The organism is Flavobacterium sp. K77 (assembly GCF_021608205.1).
In the GTDB taxonomy this organism is placed as follows: Bacteria; Bacteroidota; Bacteroidia; order Flavobacteriales; family Flavobacteriaceae; genus Flavobacterium; species Flavobacterium turcicum.
Map to the genome: position 1 here is coordinate 1 of NZ_JAKIHO010000006.1, position 19,769 is coordinate 19,769.

Annotated in this window: 13 protein-coding genes; 7 read left to right on the forward strand and 6 right to left on the reverse strand. The window is 34.8% G+C overall.

The genetic code is table 11. The annotated features are described in order from the left end of the window. Positions 1–56 precede the first annotated feature (56 nt). Entirely contained in the window at positions 57–1,259 is a 1,203-nt protein-coding gene (locus L1S34_RS11300; RefSeq protein ID WP_236364103.1) for an aminotransferase class I/II-fold pyridoxal phosphate-dependent enzyme, read from the reverse strand. A 231-nt stretch (positions 1,260–1,490) separates the two neighbouring features. Here L1S34_RS11300 and L1S34_RS11305 point away from each other — a divergent pair, with 231 nt between their 5' ends. Continuing rightward, entirely contained in the window at positions 1,491–1,949 is a 459-nt protein-coding gene (locus L1S34_RS11305; protein ID WP_236364268.1) for an Lrp/AsnC family transcriptional regulator, read from the forward strand. Between the two features lie 145 nt (positions 1,950–2,094). Further along, positions 2,095–3,498 carry a dihydrolipoyl dehydrogenase gene (gene lpdA / locus L1S34_RS11310; RefSeq protein WP_236364104.1) on the forward strand — a complete coding sequence of 468 codons (1,404 nt, stop codon included), beginning with the start codon at positions 2,095–2,097 and terminating at the stop codon, positions 3,496–3,498. A 50-nt stretch (positions 3,499–3,548) separates the two neighbouring features. On the opposite strand, the gene L1S34_RS11315 is transcribed toward lpdA, so the two are convergent. Continuing rightward, positions 3,549–4,442: a DUF4349 domain-containing protein gene (locus tag L1S34_RS11315; protein ID WP_236364105.1), complete on the reverse strand. Its 894-nt coding sequence runs from the start codon at positions 4,440–4,442 to the stop codon at positions 3,549–3,551. Between the two features lie 250 nt (positions 4,443–4,692). On the opposite strand from L1S34_RS11315, the gene L1S34_RS11320 reads away from it, so the two are divergent. From L1S34_RS11320 to L1S34_RS11335, 4 genes are all read left to right on the forward strand, one after another. Then, a complete protein-coding gene (locus tag L1S34_RS11320) occupies positions 4,693–5,982 on the forward strand; it encodes an anthranilate synthase component I family protein (protein ID WP_236364106.1) in 1,290 nt (429 codons plus the stop codon). 24 nt (positions 5,983–6,006) lie between these two features. Beyond that, positions 6,007–7,317 carry a tRNA lysidine(34) synthetase TilS gene (gene tilS, locus L1S34_RS11325; RefSeq protein WP_166133596.1) on the forward strand — a complete coding sequence of 437 codons (1,311 nt, stop codon included), beginning with the start codon at positions 6,007–6,009 and terminating at the stop codon, positions 7,315–7,317. Next, positions 7,317–9,353, forward strand: coding sequence for a protein-disulfide reductase DsbD family protein (locus L1S34_RS11330; protein ID WP_236364107.1), 2,037 nt, complete (start codon positions 7,317–7,319; stop codon positions 9,351–9,353). The genes tilS and L1S34_RS11330 overlap by 1 nt, the downstream gene beginning before the upstream one ends. Positions 9,354–9,586: 233 nt before the next feature. Beyond that, the gene (locus L1S34_RS11335) at positions 9,587–11,434 is read left to right on the forward strand and encodes a CocE/NonD family hydrolase (protein WP_236364108.1); all 1,848 of its coding nucleotides are present in this window, start codon (positions 9,587–9,589) and stop codon (positions 11,432–11,434) included. Between the two features lie 137 nt (positions 11,435–11,571). On the opposite strand, the gene L1S34_RS11340 is transcribed toward L1S34_RS11335, so the two are convergent. The 4 genes from L1S34_RS11340 to L1S34_RS11355 form a co-directional block, all read right to left on the reverse strand. Next, complete coding sequence (locus L1S34_RS11340) at positions 11,572–12,888, reverse strand: ammonium transporter (protein WP_236364109.1); 1,317 nt, start codon at positions 12,886–12,888, stop codon at positions 11,572–11,574. Between the two features lie 304 nt (positions 12,889–13,192). Next, positions 13,193–13,570 carry a PH domain-containing protein gene (locus L1S34_RS11345; protein ID WP_166133604.1) on the reverse strand — a complete coding sequence of 126 codons (378 nt, stop codon included), beginning with the start codon at positions 13,568–13,570 and terminating at the stop codon, positions 13,193–13,195. Positions 13,571–13,576: 6 nt separating this feature from the next. Further along, positions 13,577–14,884 (reverse strand): amidohydrolase family protein, encoded by a 1,308-nt coding sequence (locus tag L1S34_RS11350; protein WP_236364110.1) that lies wholly within the window; start codon positions 14,882–14,884, stop codon positions 13,577–13,579. A 66-nt stretch (positions 14,885–14,950) separates the two neighbouring features. Next, the gene (locus tag L1S34_RS11355; protein ID WP_236364111.1) at positions 14,951–17,944 is read right to left on the reverse strand and encodes an amidohydrolase family protein; all 2,994 of its coding nucleotides are present in this window, start codon (positions 17,942–17,944) and stop codon (positions 14,951–14,953) included. Positions 17,945–18,178: 234 nt separating this feature from the next. Between L1S34_RS11355 and L1S34_RS11360 the strand changes: the two genes are divergently transcribed. Further along, a complete protein-coding gene (locus L1S34_RS11360) occupies positions 18,179–19,714 on the forward strand; it encodes a YifB family Mg chelatase-like AAA ATPase (RefSeq protein WP_236364112.1) in 1,536 nt (511 codons plus the stop codon). Positions 19,715–19,769 lie beyond the last annotated feature (55 nt).

A 19,769-nucleotide genomic window follows, 5' to 3' on the forward strand; every position in this document is an offset into this window, starting at 1 on the left:
CTTTGTTGTAAGTTGGTAATTTGATTTTTTTTGTACATTTAAAAATTATACTTTAATTACAAGATGTTTAATTCAATCATACATTGTTTCATGGATTGGTATGTTCTTTCAATGTCATTATCTAATCCAATTGAAAATCTAATTAAACCATCAGTTAAACCCATTTCTTTTTGTTCTTCCAAAGGAATTTCACTTGAGGTTGATGTTCCTGGAGCACTAAATAAAGTTTTATAAAACCCTAAACTTACTGCTAAATAGCCTAAATTTCTTTCTTGCATTAATTCCATAAGTTCATTTGCTTTTTCAAGTGTTCCTACATCTATGGTCATCATTCCGCCAAAACCGTATTCTGGATTAATCATATTTTTATAGAGCGTATGGCTTGGATGACTTTCTAATCCTGGATATACGGTCTTTATTCCATCTTTTTCAAAACGTTCCGCTAGGAAAAAAGCATTGTTGCTATGCTGTTTCATTCTAATGTGTAGGGTTCGTAAATTTTTCATTATGCTTGCCGATCTTAAACTATCCATTGTAGGACCTAATAACATACTGGCTCCATTATTTACATTTTTTAAACTATTTATAAAGTCTTGTGAAGCGCACGTTACACCGCCTACAGTATCACTACTACCGTTTATATATTTCGTTAAACTATGAATTACAATATCAGCGCCTAATTTAGCTGGAGAAACCGATAATGGTGAAAAAGTATTGTCAACCACGAGCGTTAAGTTGTGTTTTTTTGCAAGTGAAGAAAGTTCTTTAATATCAGCAACTTCCAGCAACGGATTACTAACTGTTTCACAATATAACACTTTAGTATCTGGAGTAATAGCAGCCTGTACAACATCTAATTTTGTAATATCTACAAAGGTAGTTTTGATGCCTAATCTTGGAGTGAAATTTTTTAAGAAAGCATATGTTCCTCCGTAAATTGTTCTGCTCGAAACAATGTGATCTCCAGTTCCGCATAATTGTAATATTGTAGGTGTAATGGCACCCATTCCAGAGGCCGATACATTGGCTGCTTCTGTACCTTCCATAGCAGCTAATGCTTGATCCAGATATAAATTACTAGGTGAGGAATGTCTAGAATATAAGTAACATCCTTCCATATTACCCTCAAAAGTATCAAACATTGTTTTTGCTGATAGGAAAGTGTAAGTTGATGAATCTGAAATCGATGGATTTACTCCTCCAAATTCGCCAAAATATTGAAGGTCTTGAATGTTGTTTGCTGGATTAAAATTTTTCATTTGTTGATTATTTAGTAATGAATTTTATTTTTAAACTAAAATTTGTTTTTGTTACTATTCAATGATACTTTCTACTTTTTTAGGTCTAAATTCGCTCTTTATAGGTGTTTTGTCAATACTTAGTCTTTATTTTAGTTTTATTATCTATTATTGTGTAATTTGGTAGTTTAAATAATTATGGGAATGACTTTTTAAGTTGAATTATAGATATTTTATACATTTTATTTTATGATGGTATTAGACGCGATTGATAAAAAAATACTCGAGCTAGTTCAAAACGATAGTAAAAAAACAACTAAAGAGTTGTCGATAAAGCTAAATTTATCTGTTACTGCCGTTTATGAGCGCGTAAGAAAATTAGAACGGGAGGGAATTATTGAAAAATACGTAGCAATAGTCAATAAATCGAAAGTTGAAAAAGGGTTTTTAGTTTTTTGCCACCTTAAGTTAATACAACATTCAAGAGAATACATTCAAATATTTGAGAAGGAGGTAGCGCAACTTTCTGAAGTTGTCGAATGTTATCATGTGAGCGGAGATTATGATTATATCCTAAAAATAGTTGTGAAAGATATGGAGGCGTACAGGCAATTTTTGATAAACAAACTTACTTCTTTGAGTCATATTGGTAGTACACACAGTACTTTTATGATTGATGAAATAAAAAACACCACTGAAATTGTTTTATAGATAGAAATATTTGGTTGAAGGATTAAATGATAAGTAAATGTTAATACCTCTAAAAAGCATACAAAAACCTTCATAATTCAACTTTTAACAAAACTTAATTCCTTAATTTTGTATCACTTTTATAAAACCATTTAAAAAATTTACTATGAGTTCATTTGACGTAGTCATTATAGGTTCAGGACCAGGCGGATATGTATCAGCAATTCGTTGTGCACAATTAGGTTTCAAAACTGCCATTATTGAAAAATATTCAACCTTAGGCGGAACATGCTTGAATGTGGGTTGTATTCCATCTAAAGCATTACTAGCTTCTTCTCATCACTACAGTGAAATTGCTCATTTTGGTGACCATGGTATTGAGCTTTCTGGCGAAGTAAAAGTAAATCTGGAAAAAATGATTGCTCGCAAACAAGCTGTTGTTGATCAGACTTCTGGTGGAGTTAAATTTTTGATGGATAAAAACAATATTACAGTTTTGGAAGGTCTGGGTTCATTTGTTGATGCAACTCACGTAGCAATAGCAAAAGCTGATGGTACTTCAGAGACTATTGAAGCAAAAAATATTATCATCGCAACTGGTTCAAAGCCATCTTCTCTACCTTTTATCAAAATTGACAAAGAAAGAATTATCACTTCAACAGAAGCCTTGAAGCTTAAAGAAGTGCCAAAACATTTGGTAATTATTGGTGGTGGAGTTATTGGTATTGAGCTTGGTCAAGTATATTTGAGATTAGGAGCGCAAGTTTCAGTAGTTGAATATTTAGACAGAATCATTCCGGGAATGGATGCGTCTTTATCTAAAGAATTGACAAAAGTATTGAAGAAACAAGGTATGAAATTCTATGTTTCGCACAAAGTTCAATCTGTTGATAGAAATGGAGATGCTGTTGTTGTGCAAGCTGAGAATGCAAAAGGAGAAACAATAACACTTGAAGGAGATTACGCATTAGTTTCTGTAGGTCGTCGCCCATACACTGATGGATTGAATGCAGATAAAGCTGGCGTTAAAGTAACCGAAAGAGGAATGGTTGAAGTAAACGATCATTTACAAACCAATATTCCTAATATTTATGCAATTGGTGATGTTGTTCGTGGAGCAATGTTAGCGCACAAAGCAGAGGAAGAAGGAGTTATGGTTGCTGAAATTTTAGCAGGTCAAAAACCTCATATCGATTACAATTTAATTCCAGGTGTGGTTTATACTTGGCCAGAGGTAGCAGCAGTGGGTCAAACGGAAGAGCAATTAAAAGCAAACGGCGTAGCCTACAAAGCTGGAAGTTTTCCTTTTAAAGCGTTAGGTCGTGCAAGAGCAGGTGGAGATACGGATGGTTTTGTGAAAATCTTGGCAGATGCAAAGACAGATGAAGTTCTGGGAGTTCACATGATTGGTGCTCGTTGTGCTGACTTAATTGCCGAAGCAGTTACGGCTATGGAGTTTAAAGCATCGGCAGAGGATATTTCTAGAATGTCTCATGCGCATCCAACTTTTGCGGAAGCAATTAAAGAGGCAGCTCTTGCGGCTACCGACAATAGAGCTTTACACGTATAAGTACATTATATTTTAACAAAAACCCGTTCAAAATTGAACGGGTTTTTTATTTAATTGCCTTTTTGAAAATATTTTTTGTAAACGAAATAGCCTAAAATCCCTATCAAAATAATCGACCACAATTGTACGATTAATGAAATTATTCCTTCAATAAGATACCAACCATTTTCTAGACCATCAATTATTTTCGAACCAAAACCTTGACGGTATTGTTTTTCATTAGCGATCATTTCTTTCTTAATAGTTTCACGCTGGTAAATTTGTAACGTTAATGTGCTAAAATTTACTTGGTCAGCTAGTGAGATATTTTCGAGTTTACTATTGTCTTTTTGTTCAGATTTTTGATTCAGATCGTTTTCAGCTTGCACTACTTCATTTAGTTTCTTGCCTTTGCTGTCAATCGCTTTTGTGAGGCGCTTTTCCTGATTTGCTTCTCGTTTTTCTTTTAATTGATTCGAGAGTAGTTGTAATGAAACATCATCGGCTTTGATTACTCGGTATTCCAGAAAATCAATTTGTTTGGCAATGGTTTTAATTACGGTATCCATTTGTGTGTTGGGAACCCGAATGGTAATGTTATTTTCTACTGTATATTTGGTAATTTCTAAAGTGCTGTCTTGGCTAATTTTAACTTCATTCTTTTCAGAAATTGTGCTTTGTAAATTGGTATTAGTTACAAAACCTCCAAATTTAGTGGTAGCATTTTCAATGATGTAAGTGGAAATGGGAACATTTTTTACTTTAAATTTAATATCGGCAGTACGAACAAATTTCCGATCGCTATTTTTTGGTTCCACTGCAGCAGCTGAAGAAAGTATGTTGGTACTGCCGCTTGAAGAAGTTGTAGTATCTGAAGCAGTTTCTTCTAAAGCATCGGCTTTTTTGCAAGAAATAGCTAAAATTATTAGCAGTAAAGGCAATAGAACATGGTGTTTTTTAAGCATAATTTTTTTGTTTTTTAGGTGAATAATTTATTTGTTAATAGGTTTTTTCTTCTTCAATTGCGTTTTATTACTTAAGTAAAATGATACAATTCACGCAATCCAAATTTCATGCCGATAAATTTAGGTTGGTATAAACGGGTACGCATTTTAATTAAAAACTTTGAAGATTATTACCTTCGAGAATAGTTCACGGTTGCTTTTTTCACGTAAAATTGTTGTAATTTTGAGCTATCAAAAACATTTCAATTCATTGAGAACATCCATTATAAAAAATGTCGAAAATCCATTGCAAACCAAGCAACAACTTGTAAAATGGGCGCAACAGTTTCGCGAAGTTGTATTTTTAAACAGTAATTCTTATCCACAACAATATTCTAGTGCCGATTGTATACTTGCTGTTGATGCTTTTACAGCCATACAAACAGACTATGTGAACGCTTTTGAAGACTTGAAACAATATCAAGAAAGTACTAAGGATTGGTTATTTGGTTATTTGTCTTATGATTTAAAGAATGATATTGAAAGCGTTACTTCTTCCAATCCAGATAATCTAGATTTTCCTGATTTGTTTTTTTTTCAACCTAAAAAGATATTTATCTTGAAGGGGCAAGAATTAGAAATGCAATATTTGTTTTTATGTGATGATGAAATTGAGTTCGATTTTGAGTCCATTCAGGCAACTGAAGAATCGCAAATTAATAGTTTGGGAACGGTAACTATTGAAGAAAGAATTTCACAAAAGGATTATGTAACCAAGGTTAATGATATTTTAAGTCATATTCATCGAGGAGATATTTACGAAGTCAACTTTTGTATGGAGTTTTTTGCAGAAAAAGCGGAGATTAATCCGTTGGAAAAATTTTTGAAGTTGAACGAAATTTCAAAACCTCCATTTGCTGTATTTTTTAAGAATAATAAGCATTTTATTTTATCTGCCTCGCCAGAGCGTTACTTGCGTAAAGAAGTAGATTTGATAATTTCGCAACCAATAAAAGGCACGGCTAAGCGCTTTTTGGATGTGGAACAAGACGAGGAGTCAAAAAATGCCTTGCTCGCTGATCCGAAAGAACGCTCTGAAAATATTATGATTACTGATTTAGTTCGAAATGATATGTCAAGAAACGCTCAGAAAGGAAGCGTTCAAGTAACTGAACTTTGTAAAATTTACTCTTTTTTACAAGTACATCAAATGATTTCGACAATTACAGCACGTTTGGCAGAACCTTATACGGCTGTTGATGTCATAAAATCGACTTTCCCAATGGGAAGCATGACGGGAGCACCAAAAATTTCAGCCATGAATATTGTAGATCGTTTGGAAGAAACTAAACGGGGCGTTTACAGTGGTGCTGTTGGGTATTTTACTCCAAATGGCGATTTCGATTTTAATGTTGTTATTCGTAGTATTTTGTATAATGATGTGAAAAAATACCTTTCTTTTTCAGTAGGAAGTGCAATTACAGCTAATTCAATTCCTGAAAAAGAGTACGAAGAATGTTTATTAAAAGCTAAGGCGATGTATGCAGTTTTGCAAGAGTAAATTCTAATCAATAAAATTATCCTAATGATTAATACTTTAAAAGAAATTCTTTCGGAACGTTTTTCATTTCTTGATAAGAGGCGACTGTTGTTGGCTGTTAGCGGCGGAAAGGATAGCATGGTTCTGTTGCATTTGTTTCAGAATTTGAATTACGATTTTGCAATCGCACATTGTAATTTTCAATTGCGTGGTATTGAAAGTTTCGAGGATCAAAATTTTATAAAAACTTATGCGGAAAATCATGGCATTCCAGTTTTTATAACACAATTTGATACAAAAGCTTTTGCCGAAGATTATAAGGTTTCCACTCAAGTTGCCGCACGTGAATTGCGTTACAACTGGTTTTATGAATTGTTAGAAACCGAGAACTTTGATTATGTAATTACTGCACATCATGCAGATGATAGTTTAGAAACTTTTTTGATCAATTTAAGTCGAGGAACAGGTATAGAGGGTTTGACAGGCATTCCTGAGCAAAACGATAAAATAATTCGTCCGCTGCTTACATTTACCCTAGAAGAAATTGAGTTGTATGCGGCTGAAAACGGTATTGAATGGCGCGAAGACAGCAGTAATGCCTCTGATAAGTATCTTCGGAATAAAATTCGTCATCATTTAGTTCCTATTCTAAAGGATTTAAATTCGAATTTTTTGGTTTCCTTTCAAAAAACGCAAAACTATTTGCAAGAAGCGCAAGTAATGGTTGAAGATGCAGCAATCATGATTTACCAGCAAGTAGCAAAACAAGAGGATGATTCAATTTATTTTGATTTAAATAAATTAAAAAAGTTACCAAATTACCAATCCTATTTATACCAATGGCTTAATGAATTTGGCTTTACGGCTTGGGATGATATTTACAATTTGGTCGAAAGTCAGACGGGTAAGTTTGTTTATTCGCCAACATATCGCTTATTAAAAGACAGGAATTATTTAATCCTAAGTCCAATAAATTACGTAAATCCTGCTGAGGAATATTTTATTTCTGAAAATCAAAAAGAAGTTAATATTCCCTTAAATCTGACGTTTTGCAAAGTAGCCGACATTAGTATCGCCACAAATACTTCTATCTTTGTAGACTCAGATTTGTTACACTACCCATTACGATTGCAAAAGTGGAGTGAGGGAGCTGTTTTTCATCCTTTTGGTATGCAAGGGAAGTCAAAAAAAGTCAGTAAATTTTTTAAAGATGAAAAATTGTCTTTAAATGAAAAAGAGCAAACTTGGTTGCTATATTCCGATGAAAAAATTGTTTGGATTGTTGGATTAAGACCAGACGAACGGTTTAAAGTAACCGAAACAACTAAAAATATTTTAAAAATAGAACTACGGTAATGAAAAAATTATTCTTTCTTTTATGTGCTTTTTTGGTATACGCTAATTCAAGTGCACAAGTTTTAGATCCTGCTAAGTGGACTACCAAAATTGAAAATAAAGGGGGCTCTACTTATTTATTAACTTTTAATGCTGTTATTGAAAATGATTGGCACTTGTACTCTCAATTCACACCAGATGGCGGTCCTCTAGCATTAGAAATTATTTTTAAAAATCAAAAAGGCAGCTATACTTTGGTTGGTAAAGCCAAAGAAAGTAAAACTAGAACTGCCTACAATGATATTTTTGAAGTGAATGAAACTTTTTTCGAGAAGAAAGCACAAATCCAACAAGAAATCAAGGTTATAAATCCGAAATTAACCGAAATAAAAGTTGACCTTAATTATCAGGTTTGTAAAGAGGTTTGTATCAATCAGGAGAAAAATTTTACTTTAAAAGTTCCTGCAGCTACTGCGATCCAAGCTACAATGCCTACAATTGCAAAAGTTGATACCATTAAATCAGCAACTGATTCAGTTGTTGCGCCAACAGCGGATACAGTTCAAGAACAATCTACAGCTTCAGTGCCTTCTACTGAAGTTGTAAAAGTGGAGGATACCACAGAGAAAAAGGGTTTGCTATCTATCTTTTTTATTGCATTTTTATCTGGTTTTGCAGCATTATTAACACCTTGTGTGTTTCCTATGATTCCTATGACCGTGAGTTTTTTTACAAAACAGAGTAAAACCAAAGCAGCTGGAATTCGTAATGCAGTGATTTATGGCGTATCTATTATTTTTATTTATGTAGTTTTAGGATTATTGGTAACTGCTATTTTTGGTGCCGATGCTTTGAATGCGTTGTCTACAAATGTTTGGTTCAATATTATCTTTTTTATTCTTTTAGTTGTTTTTGCGGCTTCATTTTTAGGAGCGTTCGAAATAATGTTGCCTAACTCTTGGGCAAATAAAGTCGATTCGCAAGCTGACAGAGGTGGTTTGGTTGGTATTTTATTCATGGCTTTGGCTTTAGCAATTGTATCTTTTTCTTGTACGGGACCAATTGTTGGAACGTTATTAGTAGAAGCAGCCTCTAAAGGCGGAATTGCTCCTGTTGTGGGAATGTTTGGTTTTTCACTGGCTTTAGCCTTGCCTTTTATGTTGTTTGCTATGTTCCCAGGTTGGTTGAATTCTTTACCAAAATCAGGAGGATGGTTAAATACTGTTAAGGTCGTTTTAGGATTTTTAGAATTGGCATTGGCATTCAAATTTTTATCAAATGCAGATCTAGTATTGCAGTTGCATTTGTTAGAGCGTGAAGTATTTTTATCTATCTGGATTGCAATTTTTGGTGCTCTTGCTTTGTACTTATTAGGAAAAATTACTTTACCGCATGATAGCCCTTTGAGCAGTATTTCTGTTGGTAGATTATCACTCGGATTAGTTGTATTAGCCTTTACTGTTTATTTAATTCCGGGACTTTGGGGAGCGCCACTAAAGATTATTTCTGGTTTTCCACCGCCCATGACTTACAGTGAAAGCCCTTATGGTGTGGGAAATTCAAAAGGAACTGCAGCAAGTTCAAGTCAATCGTTGCCTGATGGAGCTCATCTTGGGCCACATGATTTAATTGCTTTTGAAGATTATGAAAAAGGTATGGCTTACGCGAAATCGGTTAACAAACCTGTTTTACTTGATTTTACTGGTTATGCCTGCGTAAATTGCCGTAAGATGGAGGATTATGTTTGGTCTCAGCCTAAGATTTTATCTATTTTACAAAAGGAAGTTGTTCTAATTTCATTGTATGTCGATTCTAAAAAAGAGTTGCCAAAAAGCGAACAATACGTTTCGAAAGAAACTGGAAAAGAAATCGTAACAATAGGAAATAAATGGAGTGATTTTCAAATTACAAAATTCAAGTCCAATGCTCAGCCGTACTATATTATTTTAGATCATGATGGTAATTCTTTATCAAAAAAACCGGAAAGTTACAATTCAGATGCTACGGCTTATCAAGAATGGTTGCGTCAGGGTATAGATGCTTTCAACAAAAAGTAAATACATTTTTTTACTTAACAAAAATGCACTAAAAGCACTTGAATAAAAGTGTTTTTAGTGTTTTTTTGTTTTTAGGGTAATTTGTATAGGTCACAATAGCTATTAAAATTGCATTTATTTTTAATTTCTTTTTTGAATTAATTACTTGATTTCTTTCTAAAAATGCGGGCTATTGGCTCTTAATTCCGAGTAGTTTTTATATCTTTAAACACTATTTTTTAATTAAAAAACTTATGAAAAAACTATTCAGTGTTGTACTGCTTTTTGTCAGTACGATTCTCTTAGCACAAGAAAAAGTGCCCAATTATGTAGCCGAAAACTATACTAAAAAAGAGGTACATATAAAAATGCGCGATGGGCAATCCTTATTCACTTCTATTTATTCTCCAAAGGATGTTTCTAAAAAATATCCCATCATCATGCAGCGTACTCCTTATAATTCTGGACCTTACGGTGAAGGGCAGTACAAGCGTGCTGTTGGGCCTAGTGAGACTATGATGAAAGAAGGTTATATTGTTGTTTATCAGGATGTACGTGGACGTTTTATGAGCGATGGTTTGTATGACAATATGCGAGCATACATACCAAACAAAAAAGGAAAAATAGCCGTTGATGAAGCTTCTGATACATACGATACGATTGATTGGTTGGTTAAAAATGTTCCAAATAATAACGGAAATGTAGGTACTTGGGGTATTTCATATCCTGGATTTTACGCGAGTTATTCTTTGCTAAGTAATCACCCAGCTTTAAAAGCGGTTTCTCCGCAAGCGTGTATTGCTGATTTCTTTTTTGATGATTTTCATCACAATGGGGCATATTTATTGAGTTACTGGAAGGTAACACCATTGTTTGGACCACAAAAAACGAAGCGCACTACTGAACCGTGGTATAAATTTAGTAATGTAGGAACGAATGACGATTATCAGTTTTTCCTTGATGCAGGACCTTTATCTAATTTAGACAAGTATTATGCTAAAGACAATGAATTTTGGCAGCAATTGAAAGACCATTCAAGCTATGATGATTTTTGGCAAAAAAGAGGGTTATTGCAACATTTAAAAAATATCAAGCCAGCGGTAATGACAGTGGGTGGATGGTTTGATGCGGAAGATTTGTATGGTCCATTAAATACTTACAGCACTATTGAAAAAAACAGCAAAAATTACAATACCATCGTTATGGGACCATGGAGTCACGGTGATTGGGCTCGCAATTCTGCTAAGCAAGTTATTGGTAATATCAATTTTGGGGATAGTATTTCAGCTTATTACCAAAAAAATATTGAGGCGAATTTTTTCCGTCATTTCTTAAAAAATAATGGCAAAGGAGAAAATAAATTACCAGAGGCTTATGTTTTTGATACAGGTAAAAAAGAGTGGAAAACCTACGAAACATGGCCACCTCAAAATACAGAGAAGCAAAATTTTTATTTACAAGGCAATCAGTTAACTAGGAAAGCTAATAAAAGTTTTGTTTTTGAAGAATTTGTGAGTGATCCTAAAAAACCAGTTCCGTATTCAGAAGATATCAAGCAGCAAGGTCTTACACCCAGAAAATACATGACCGATGATCAGCGTTTTGCGGCAAGACGCCCTGATGTAGTTGTTTTTGAAACAGAAGTTTTACAAGATGACACGACTCTGGCAGGTGAAATTTTAGCAAAACTACAAGTTGCAACCACAGGAACTGATGCTGATTGGATTGTAAAAGTTATTGATGTTTTTCCTGCTGATGAACCAGAAACAAAAGACGTTGCTCCTTATTTAAAAATGAGTAATTACCAAATGATGGTTCGTAGCGAAGTGATGCGTGGGCGTTTCCGTAATAGTTTTTCTAAACCAGAACCATTTGTTGCGAATGAAAAAACAGCTGTTGCCATTAAGTTACAAGATGTTTTTCATACTTTCAAAAAAGGACATAAAATCCAAATTCAAGTCCAAAGTACTTGGTTTCCTTTAATTGATTTGAATCCACAGACTTTTGTTGAAAATATTTTTTATGCCAAGCCAGAAGATTTTCAAAAACAAACACATCGAATTTATAACGATTCAAGTATTGAATTTACGGTGTTAAAATAAATGAAATACTTATTCTATATTCTTTTAAATAGTAGATAAAGGCTTGCTTTAAAATTTCTACTTAAAATAAAATTATACCAAACAAAAAACACTCTGAATTTTCAGAGTGTTTTTTTATTTAAATTGGTTTGTTCTTCTTATAAAAACTCACCGTGTTGTGTGATGTCAAGTCCAAGTTCTTCTTTTTCTTCGCTTACTCTAAGTGGAGTAATTTTATTTACAATGAAAAACAAAGCGTATGAAGCAGTAAAGGCAAAAACAGATACAATTACCAAAGCAGTTAGTTGATTTAGAAATAAAGTGGTATCTCCAAAAATAAGTCCTTGGTTATCGCCAACTACTGAGTTGATTGATTTTGATGCAAAAACTCCTGTAAGAAGCATTCCTACCATTCCGCCTACACCATGACAAGCAAATACATCCAAAGCATCGTCAATTTTACCTTTATGGAAAGCTCTTACAACAAGATTACTTACGATACTTGCAAAGGCACCGATAAAAATCCCGTGGGAAATACTAACAAAACCGGCTGCTGGAGTAATAGCTACTAAACCTACAACTACACCAATACATGCGCCCATTGCTGATAATTTTTGTCCAAGGATTTTGTCAAGAAATACCCATGCCATTCCTGCTGCTGCAGCTGCAACAGTAGTAGTTCCAAGTGCTTGAACTGCTAAGCCGTTAGAACCTAATGCAGATCCAGCATTGAAACCAAACCATCCAAACCATAATAAACCTGTTCCTAATAATACATAAGTGATACGGGCAGGATTAGGTTTTTGTGCTTTTCTTTTTCCTAAAAAAATGGCTCCTGCTAATGCTGCCCAACCTGCACTCATGTGTACAACTGTTCCACCAGCAAAATCTAATACTCCCATTTTAAAGAATATCCCCTCAGGATGCCAAGTCATGTGTGCTAAAGGGGTGTATATTAATAAAATGAACAATACCATGAATAAAAGGTAAGCCCAAAAACGGATTCTTTCAGCAAATGCACCCGTGATTAATGCGGGAGTAATGATAGCAAACTTCGCCTGAAACAAAGCAAATAATAAGAAAGGTATTGTTGGAGCAAGACTCCAAGCGGTATTTGTTCCTACGCCTTGAAACATTAAATTTGGTAGTGGATTACCGATAATTCCGTTAACTGTTGGGCCGAATGATAAACCAAAGCCAACTATAACCCATAATACAGTTACGATTATCATGGCCATGAAACTTTGCAGCATGGTACTAATTACATTTTTTTTGCCAACCATTCCTCCGTAAAAAAATCCTAATCCAGGAGTCATTATTAAAACAAGTGCTGTTGCTACAATCATCCAAGCCGTATCTCCTGTATCAAATTTTACGGGTTCGGTAGGAGCGGGACTATCAATTATAAAATAATTTGAAAAAAGGGTCAGTAGCAAAATGGCGATTAAAATCACACTTAAAATAATTTTTCTCATAGTTGTTTGTTTTAAATTTTGATAAAAGTATAAAAATCATCATTATACCCTATAAAAAATAATAGTTACTATAAAATTTTTATCATTTTTACATTAGCACCCCTGTTTTTTTATAGGTATATAATTATTGAATCATTAATTTTGTAATTTGTTAAAATAAGGTTAACGCTTTAGTGGGTACAAATTACAATTGAGGTCTTTCCGATAGATTAGTCACTATAAATTTAGTAAGCAAATGCACTGCATAAAAAAAGCGCCATTCGATTTGACTCGAATAGCGCTTTGACTTTGAATTTAAAAGTACTTACTTTAAAGTATGCTTGCTTAAAATTTTATAGACTTCATTAATGTTGTTGCCTCCCTTTCCAAATTGTTTTGTAATTGGAGCATTATCATGATTCAGCCAAATTTTTAGCTCTGCATCCATATCTAAGATTCCAGCACTTTCTTTTGAGAACTTTTTAATGCTAGAATAGGGAATGGTAAGATAGTCTACCTTGGTGCCTACAAGTTGTTTCTCGACCAATATAAGTCGCTTATTTGTAAACAAAAAGAGATCTTTGATTAGCTTGTATGCTTTTTCAATATGTTCTCCATCGATCAAGATGGGCTCAAACTCAGCTGAAATTTTTTCGATATCGACTTCTGAGGCATTTCCTAAAATTGCATTAAATAGTCCCATTTTCTTTTATTTTTGATTGTATTTTGTTTTGTAGCGCTCGTTTAATCGGGTTTGGTGTGTTTCTAAACTAATAGCTCTTCCTTGAATGAAGGCGTTGGTAAGTTTATTTGTTCTCATATCCAAAGCATCCCCTTCTGATATAAATAAAGTCGCGTCTTTACCTTGTGTTAAGGTACCACATTGTTCATCAATACCCAAAATTTTAGCAGTATTTGAAGTAATTAATTGTAATGCTGTTTCTTTATCTAAACCATAAGCGGCACAAGTACCTGCAAGGAATGGTAAGTTTCTGGTGTTCATTCTTTCGTGTGAGCCACTGTTTTCTAACCCCACTAAAACTCCTTTTTCGGTCAATAGTCTTGCGTTTTTATAAGGCAAATCAACATCGTGATCATCGTTTTCTGGCATGTCATGTACGCGCTTCAACAATACACCCACGTTGTTTTTTTGCAATAATTCAGCTGCTTTATACGCTTCGTAACCTCCAACAATTGCCATTTTTTTAATTCCGTTTTGTTTGGCAAATTGTACGGCATCAATGATTTGTTTTTCTTCATTAGCATGAATGTACAATGTTTGCGTACCATCAAATAGTCCTTTTGTAGACTCTAACACCAAGTTTCTCTCTTTTGCCGTATCACCCAAATAGGCTTTTGCATTGGTGAAAAAAGAACTTAGATCATTCACTTGTTTTGGATAGTCCTTATTCGCCTCAATTGCTCCTGGCTCTGCCCACCAACCGCTTCTTCTAAAAGTAGATGGAAAATTCAAGTGCATTCCATCGTTTTCCTTAACCAAAGCGTCTTGCCAATGCCAAGCATCCAATTGTACAATTGAAGAAGAGCCTGAAATGATTCCACCTCTTGGCGTAATTTGAGCCATTAAAATTCCGTTTGGTCGTACGGTTTCGATTACCTTAGAATCAGCTGTGTAAGCAATTATACTGCGAACATTTGGATTCATACTTCCAATTTCGCTTTCATCATCAGATGATTTTACGGCATCAATTTCAACTAAACCTAGTGTAGAGTTGGGTGCAATAAAGCCAGGATATACGTGTTTGCCTCCCGCGTTTATTGTTGTATCATAAGCATCTGCAGCTAAGCGGATCGTTTTTGCATCGGCAATTAGCGTTATTTTACCATCTTTAAAACCAATGGCGCTGTTTTCAATAACAGTTCCATCACCGATGTGTGCAGTTGCATTCAAGATCAAAACAGACTTGGTTTGCTTATTGGCTGGAGTTTGTTGCGCTTGCAAAAGAGTAGATGCACCAAGCATCAAGGTTGCAAGCATTATTTTTTTATAGTTCATAATTTTAAAATTTTAGGATTGATTCGAGCAGTGCTCTACATTTAAAGAAATCGATTGTACTACTAACTACAATTCTTCAAGAGAATCACAGTGGTATTCTACTTTTTCTTTCTTTTTAGCAGGTTGTGTGCTCATTCCTTTGTTTTTCTCTTGCAATAATTGTCCAATCAATTCGCTTCTCTCTTTAGTGATTGCTTTTCTTTGTTCTTCGTCTTTTTGAATATCATAATATACAACACCTTCAATTAAAGTTTTTTCTGCTTTGGCATAAATCGATAACGGATTGGCGTTCCATAACACGATATCAGCATCTTTACCAGTTTTGATACTTCCTACTTTATCATCAATGTGTAATAATTTTGCAGGGTTTAAGGTTACAAATTTCCAAGCATCTTCTTCAGATACATTACCGTATTTAACTGCTTTTGCAGCTTCTTGGTTCAATCTTCTTGACATTTCGGCATCATCAGAGTTGTAAGCTACAACCAATCCAGCGTTGTGCATGATAGGTCCGTTAAACGGAATAGCGTCATTCACCTCAAATTTGTAGGCCCACCAATCAGAGAAAGTAGAAGCTCCAACACCATGTTCTTTCATTTTGTCGGCAACTTTGTATCCCTCTAAGATATGCGTATATGTATTTACTCTAAAGTTGAATTTCTCAGCCACCTTCATCAACATCAAGATTTCAGACTGTACGTAAGAGTGACAAGAAATAAAACGCTCTTTGTTTAAAATTTCAGCTAAGGTTTGTAATTCTAAATCTACGCGAGGTGCTTTCCCTTTTTTGTTGCTTGAATTGTATGCTTTCCAAGCAGTATCATAATCTTTTGCACGTTGAAAATAATCCGTAAATACTTGTTCGACTCCCATTCTACTTTGTGGGAAGCGAGTTGGGTTTACATTACCCCAGTTCGATTGTTTTACGTTTTCACCAAGTGCAAATTTGATAAAGCCTGGTTGGTTTTTGTATAACATTTCATCTGCAGCAGCACCCCATTTCCATTTTACAATGGCAGAGCGACCACCAATAGGGTTTGCTGATCCATGAAGCAATTGCGAAGTAGTTACTCCACCAGCTAATTCTCTATAAATATTAACATCCTCTGAGTTTACCACGTCTTGAATAGTTACCTCGGCGCTAGAGTTGTGACCTCCTTCGTTTACCCCATTTGAAATGGCAATGTGCGAGTGTTCGTCGATTATACCGCTAGTAAGGTGTTTTCCTTTTGCATCTACCACAGTGGCGCTTGCATCTGAAAGATTTTTTCCAACGGCAGCAATTTTTCCATTCTTAACAAGTACATCTGTTTCTTCAAGAATTCCTTCTTTTTCGTTCGTCCAAACAGTTGCATTTTTGAATAAAAGGGTAGTTGCTGTTAGTTTTTTTGCGTTTCCGTAAGCAATGTTCGGGTAAGTAACAGGCATTATTGCTGGTCCTTTTTCTACTTTTGAAGAATCTACTGCTTTTGCAAATGCAGCCGTCTTTACAGCAGCCCATTTCAATTCTGATCCATCAAACAAAACCGCTTTTCCAGATAAATTATCGGTATTGTCAACATAACCAATTAATCTAGTAAAGTTTGTTTTGGTCGAATCAAGTGGTTTTACCACTGTAGAAACCCAATTGTTTGTGAATGTCAATTTTGAATTCACTTTTTTAGCATCAGTTGTTGTAATTTCTGATTTAGGAGCGTTGATTTCTCCGTTGATTTTCCATTTTAATTTTTCATTTCCAATGGTTAAATCGTAGTTTCCTCTGATATCTTTGGTGTTTAAATCGTTGATTACGAATTTATTTCCTTGTACCCAGTTTTCATACATTACCGTCTTAGCGTCAAATATTGCTCCAGATGTAATCACGAAATTGGCTAAACTTCCATTTTTTAAAGATCCTACTTCATTACTTTTTCCTAAAAGTGCTGCAGGAACTGTTGTTAATGCCTCTAATGCTTTGGTACTATCAAAACCGTATTGGATGGCTTTTAAAAGATTGGTTCTAAAATCTTCAATTTTTTTCAATTTATCAGTGGTCAAAGCAAAAACAATTCCGTTATCTGACAATACTTTTAAATTACTAGGTGCTTGATTCCAATATCTTAAATCTTTTAACTCCATTTGGTTGGCCTGATTCGGGTCGGAAACATCATAAGCCTCTGGAAAGTTGATTGGAATAATGAATTTCGAATTCGTTTGTTTGATTTCTTCAATACGTTCAAATTCGTTACCGCTTCCTTTAAGAATGTAGTTTAGACCGAATTCTTTTGCAATTTTGGCAGCACGTAAACTGTTCAGTTTATCTTCGGTAGTAAAAATTTGTACCAATTTTTCATTACTCGCCAATGCTTCAAGAGATAAATCTTTTGTTTTGGAATTTCCTTTTTTGTACCAGTCCAAATCGTAGTACATCTGGCGTAATAGTGCCATCATTCCCATCAATGAACTTGGGTAAGATTGCGCCGTTGTTACACTTCTTGAAAAGGCAAAATGATTAGTCAACTTATCAGTTAGTAATTGATTGCTGTTATCAAAATTATTTAATGCAACCAGAGTTCCTGTACCGCGAGCAATTCCGTCAGGGATGTGCGAACCTACAACACCAAAACCAGCTTTTAGTAATTCTTCGGCCTTAGTTTGGTCGTACTTAAAGGCTTGGTAAGCGTTTTGCTCTGATTTGATGTTTTCATTCCAATAATAACCCACGCGTTTGGTATCGTATAATGAACCACGACCCGCTGTTGCTGCAGGTTTTGGTTTCTCTATTCCAAAGCTAGTGTACAAATCGATAAACGATGGGTAAATCGATTTACCATTTAGATCAATAGTAGTGCAATTTTTTGGGATTGTTACATTAGTTCCCGCATTTACTACTTTTCCATTTTGGATTAATAAAGTTCCTTTCTGGATAATTTGTGTGGGTGTTACATAAATTTTAGCATTAGTAAATGCCGTAAAATTGTTGGTCTTGTTGGGGATACTTTCGTTGTTAGGAAAGTACTCCTGTGCATAGGATTTAGGCATGAAAATGCTTAAAACCAGCAGTAGTACGATTTTTTTCATAGTTTAGTTTATAATTAGTCCTTAAAAGTAAAAAAATGTTAATATTTCTCCTTGTCTTTAATACATTTTAACATTTATTTTTGATAGTTAATCAACCAATTTGAAGTGATTTTAATAAAAATTTACAGAGATATGTAATCTTTTTTAGTTAATGTTCAATAATTGATAAAATATGTAAGATTTGTAGGTATAATTTAAAATTTTATTTACTTTTAAAAATAAAATATTGATTGTATGCTAGTTAAAGTTTTTGGGAGTGCTGTTTTTGGAGTCGAAGCAACTACAATAACCGTAGAAGTTAACATGGATAAAGGTATTGGCTACCATTTAGTAGGATTGCCTGATAATGCCATAAAAGAAAGTAGTTACCGCATAGCAGCCGCTCTTAAAAATAACGGATTTGCCATGCCTGGTAAAAAAATTACAATTAATATGGCTCCTGCTGATTTACGAAAAGAGGGTTCTGCTTATGATTTAACTTTGACGATGGGTATTCTTGTAGCTTCTGCGCAAATTCAAGCCGAAGCGTTGGCTGAGTATATTATTATGGGCGAACTGTCACTCGATGGCAGTTTACAACCTATTCGAGGTGCTTTGCCTATTGCAATTAAAGCGAAAGAAGAGGGTTTTAAAGGTTTTTTTCTGCCAAAGCAAAATGTAAAAGAGGCCGCTATCGTTGCAGGTTTAGATGTTTATGGTGTTGAGAACGTACAAGAAGTAATTGATTTTTTTGAAGGCAAGGGTACTTTGGAACCTACAAAAATAGATACGAGAGCTGAGTTTTATAAAACCTTAGACTTTCCTGAGTTTGATTTTTCGGATGTGAAGGGGCAGGAGAGCATTAAGCGGTGTATGGAAATTGCAGCAGCTGGAGGGCACAATATTATTTTAATAGGTCCGCCTGGAGCAGGAAAAACCATGTTAGCCAAGCGATTGCCAAGTATATTACCACCAATGACTTTACGCGAAGCGCTTGAAACCACCAAAATTCATAGTGTAGCTGGAAAATTAAAAGAAGTAGGCTTGATGAATCAAAGGCCATTCAGGAGTCCGCACCACACGATTTCAAACGTAGCTTTGGTGGGTGGAGGTAGTTATCCGCAGCCGGGTGAAATATCAATGGCACACAATGGTGTATTGTTTTTGGATGAGTTGCCGGAGTTTAAACGAGATGTTTTGGAGGTGATGCGACAGCCACTTGAAGATCGAGAAGTAACTATTTCACGAGCTAAATTCACAGTAACTTATCCATCTTCTTTTATGTTGGTGGCCAGTATGAACCCGAGTCCGAGTGGATTTTTTAACGATCCTGATGCTCCACAAACTTCTTCCCCATATGAAATGCAGCGGTATTTGAGTAAAATTTCTGGGCCTTTATTGGACCGCATTGATATTCACATTGAAGTAACTCCTGTTCCTTTTGATAAATTATCAGATGATCGCAAGGCAGAAAATAGTGTTTCGATTCGTGAGCGAGTTACGGCAGCAAGAGAAATTCAAACATTGCGTTTTGAGCAAATGGACCACATTCATTACAATGCACAAATGAATACCAAGCATATTCGTGAATACTGTATGCTTGACGAAAGTTCAAAACAATTATTAAAAACAGCGATGGAGCGGTTGAACTTGTCGGCTCGAGCGTATGATCGGATTTTGAAAGTAGCAAGAACGATAGCCGATTTAGATGCGGCTCCGAATGTTTTAGCTATGCATATTACAGAAGCCATTCAGTACCGAAGTTTGGATCGCGATGGTTGGCTGGGCTAGTTCTATTAAAGTGTCATTGAAAATTGGTAGTATAAATTCAAAATAAAACTACTCT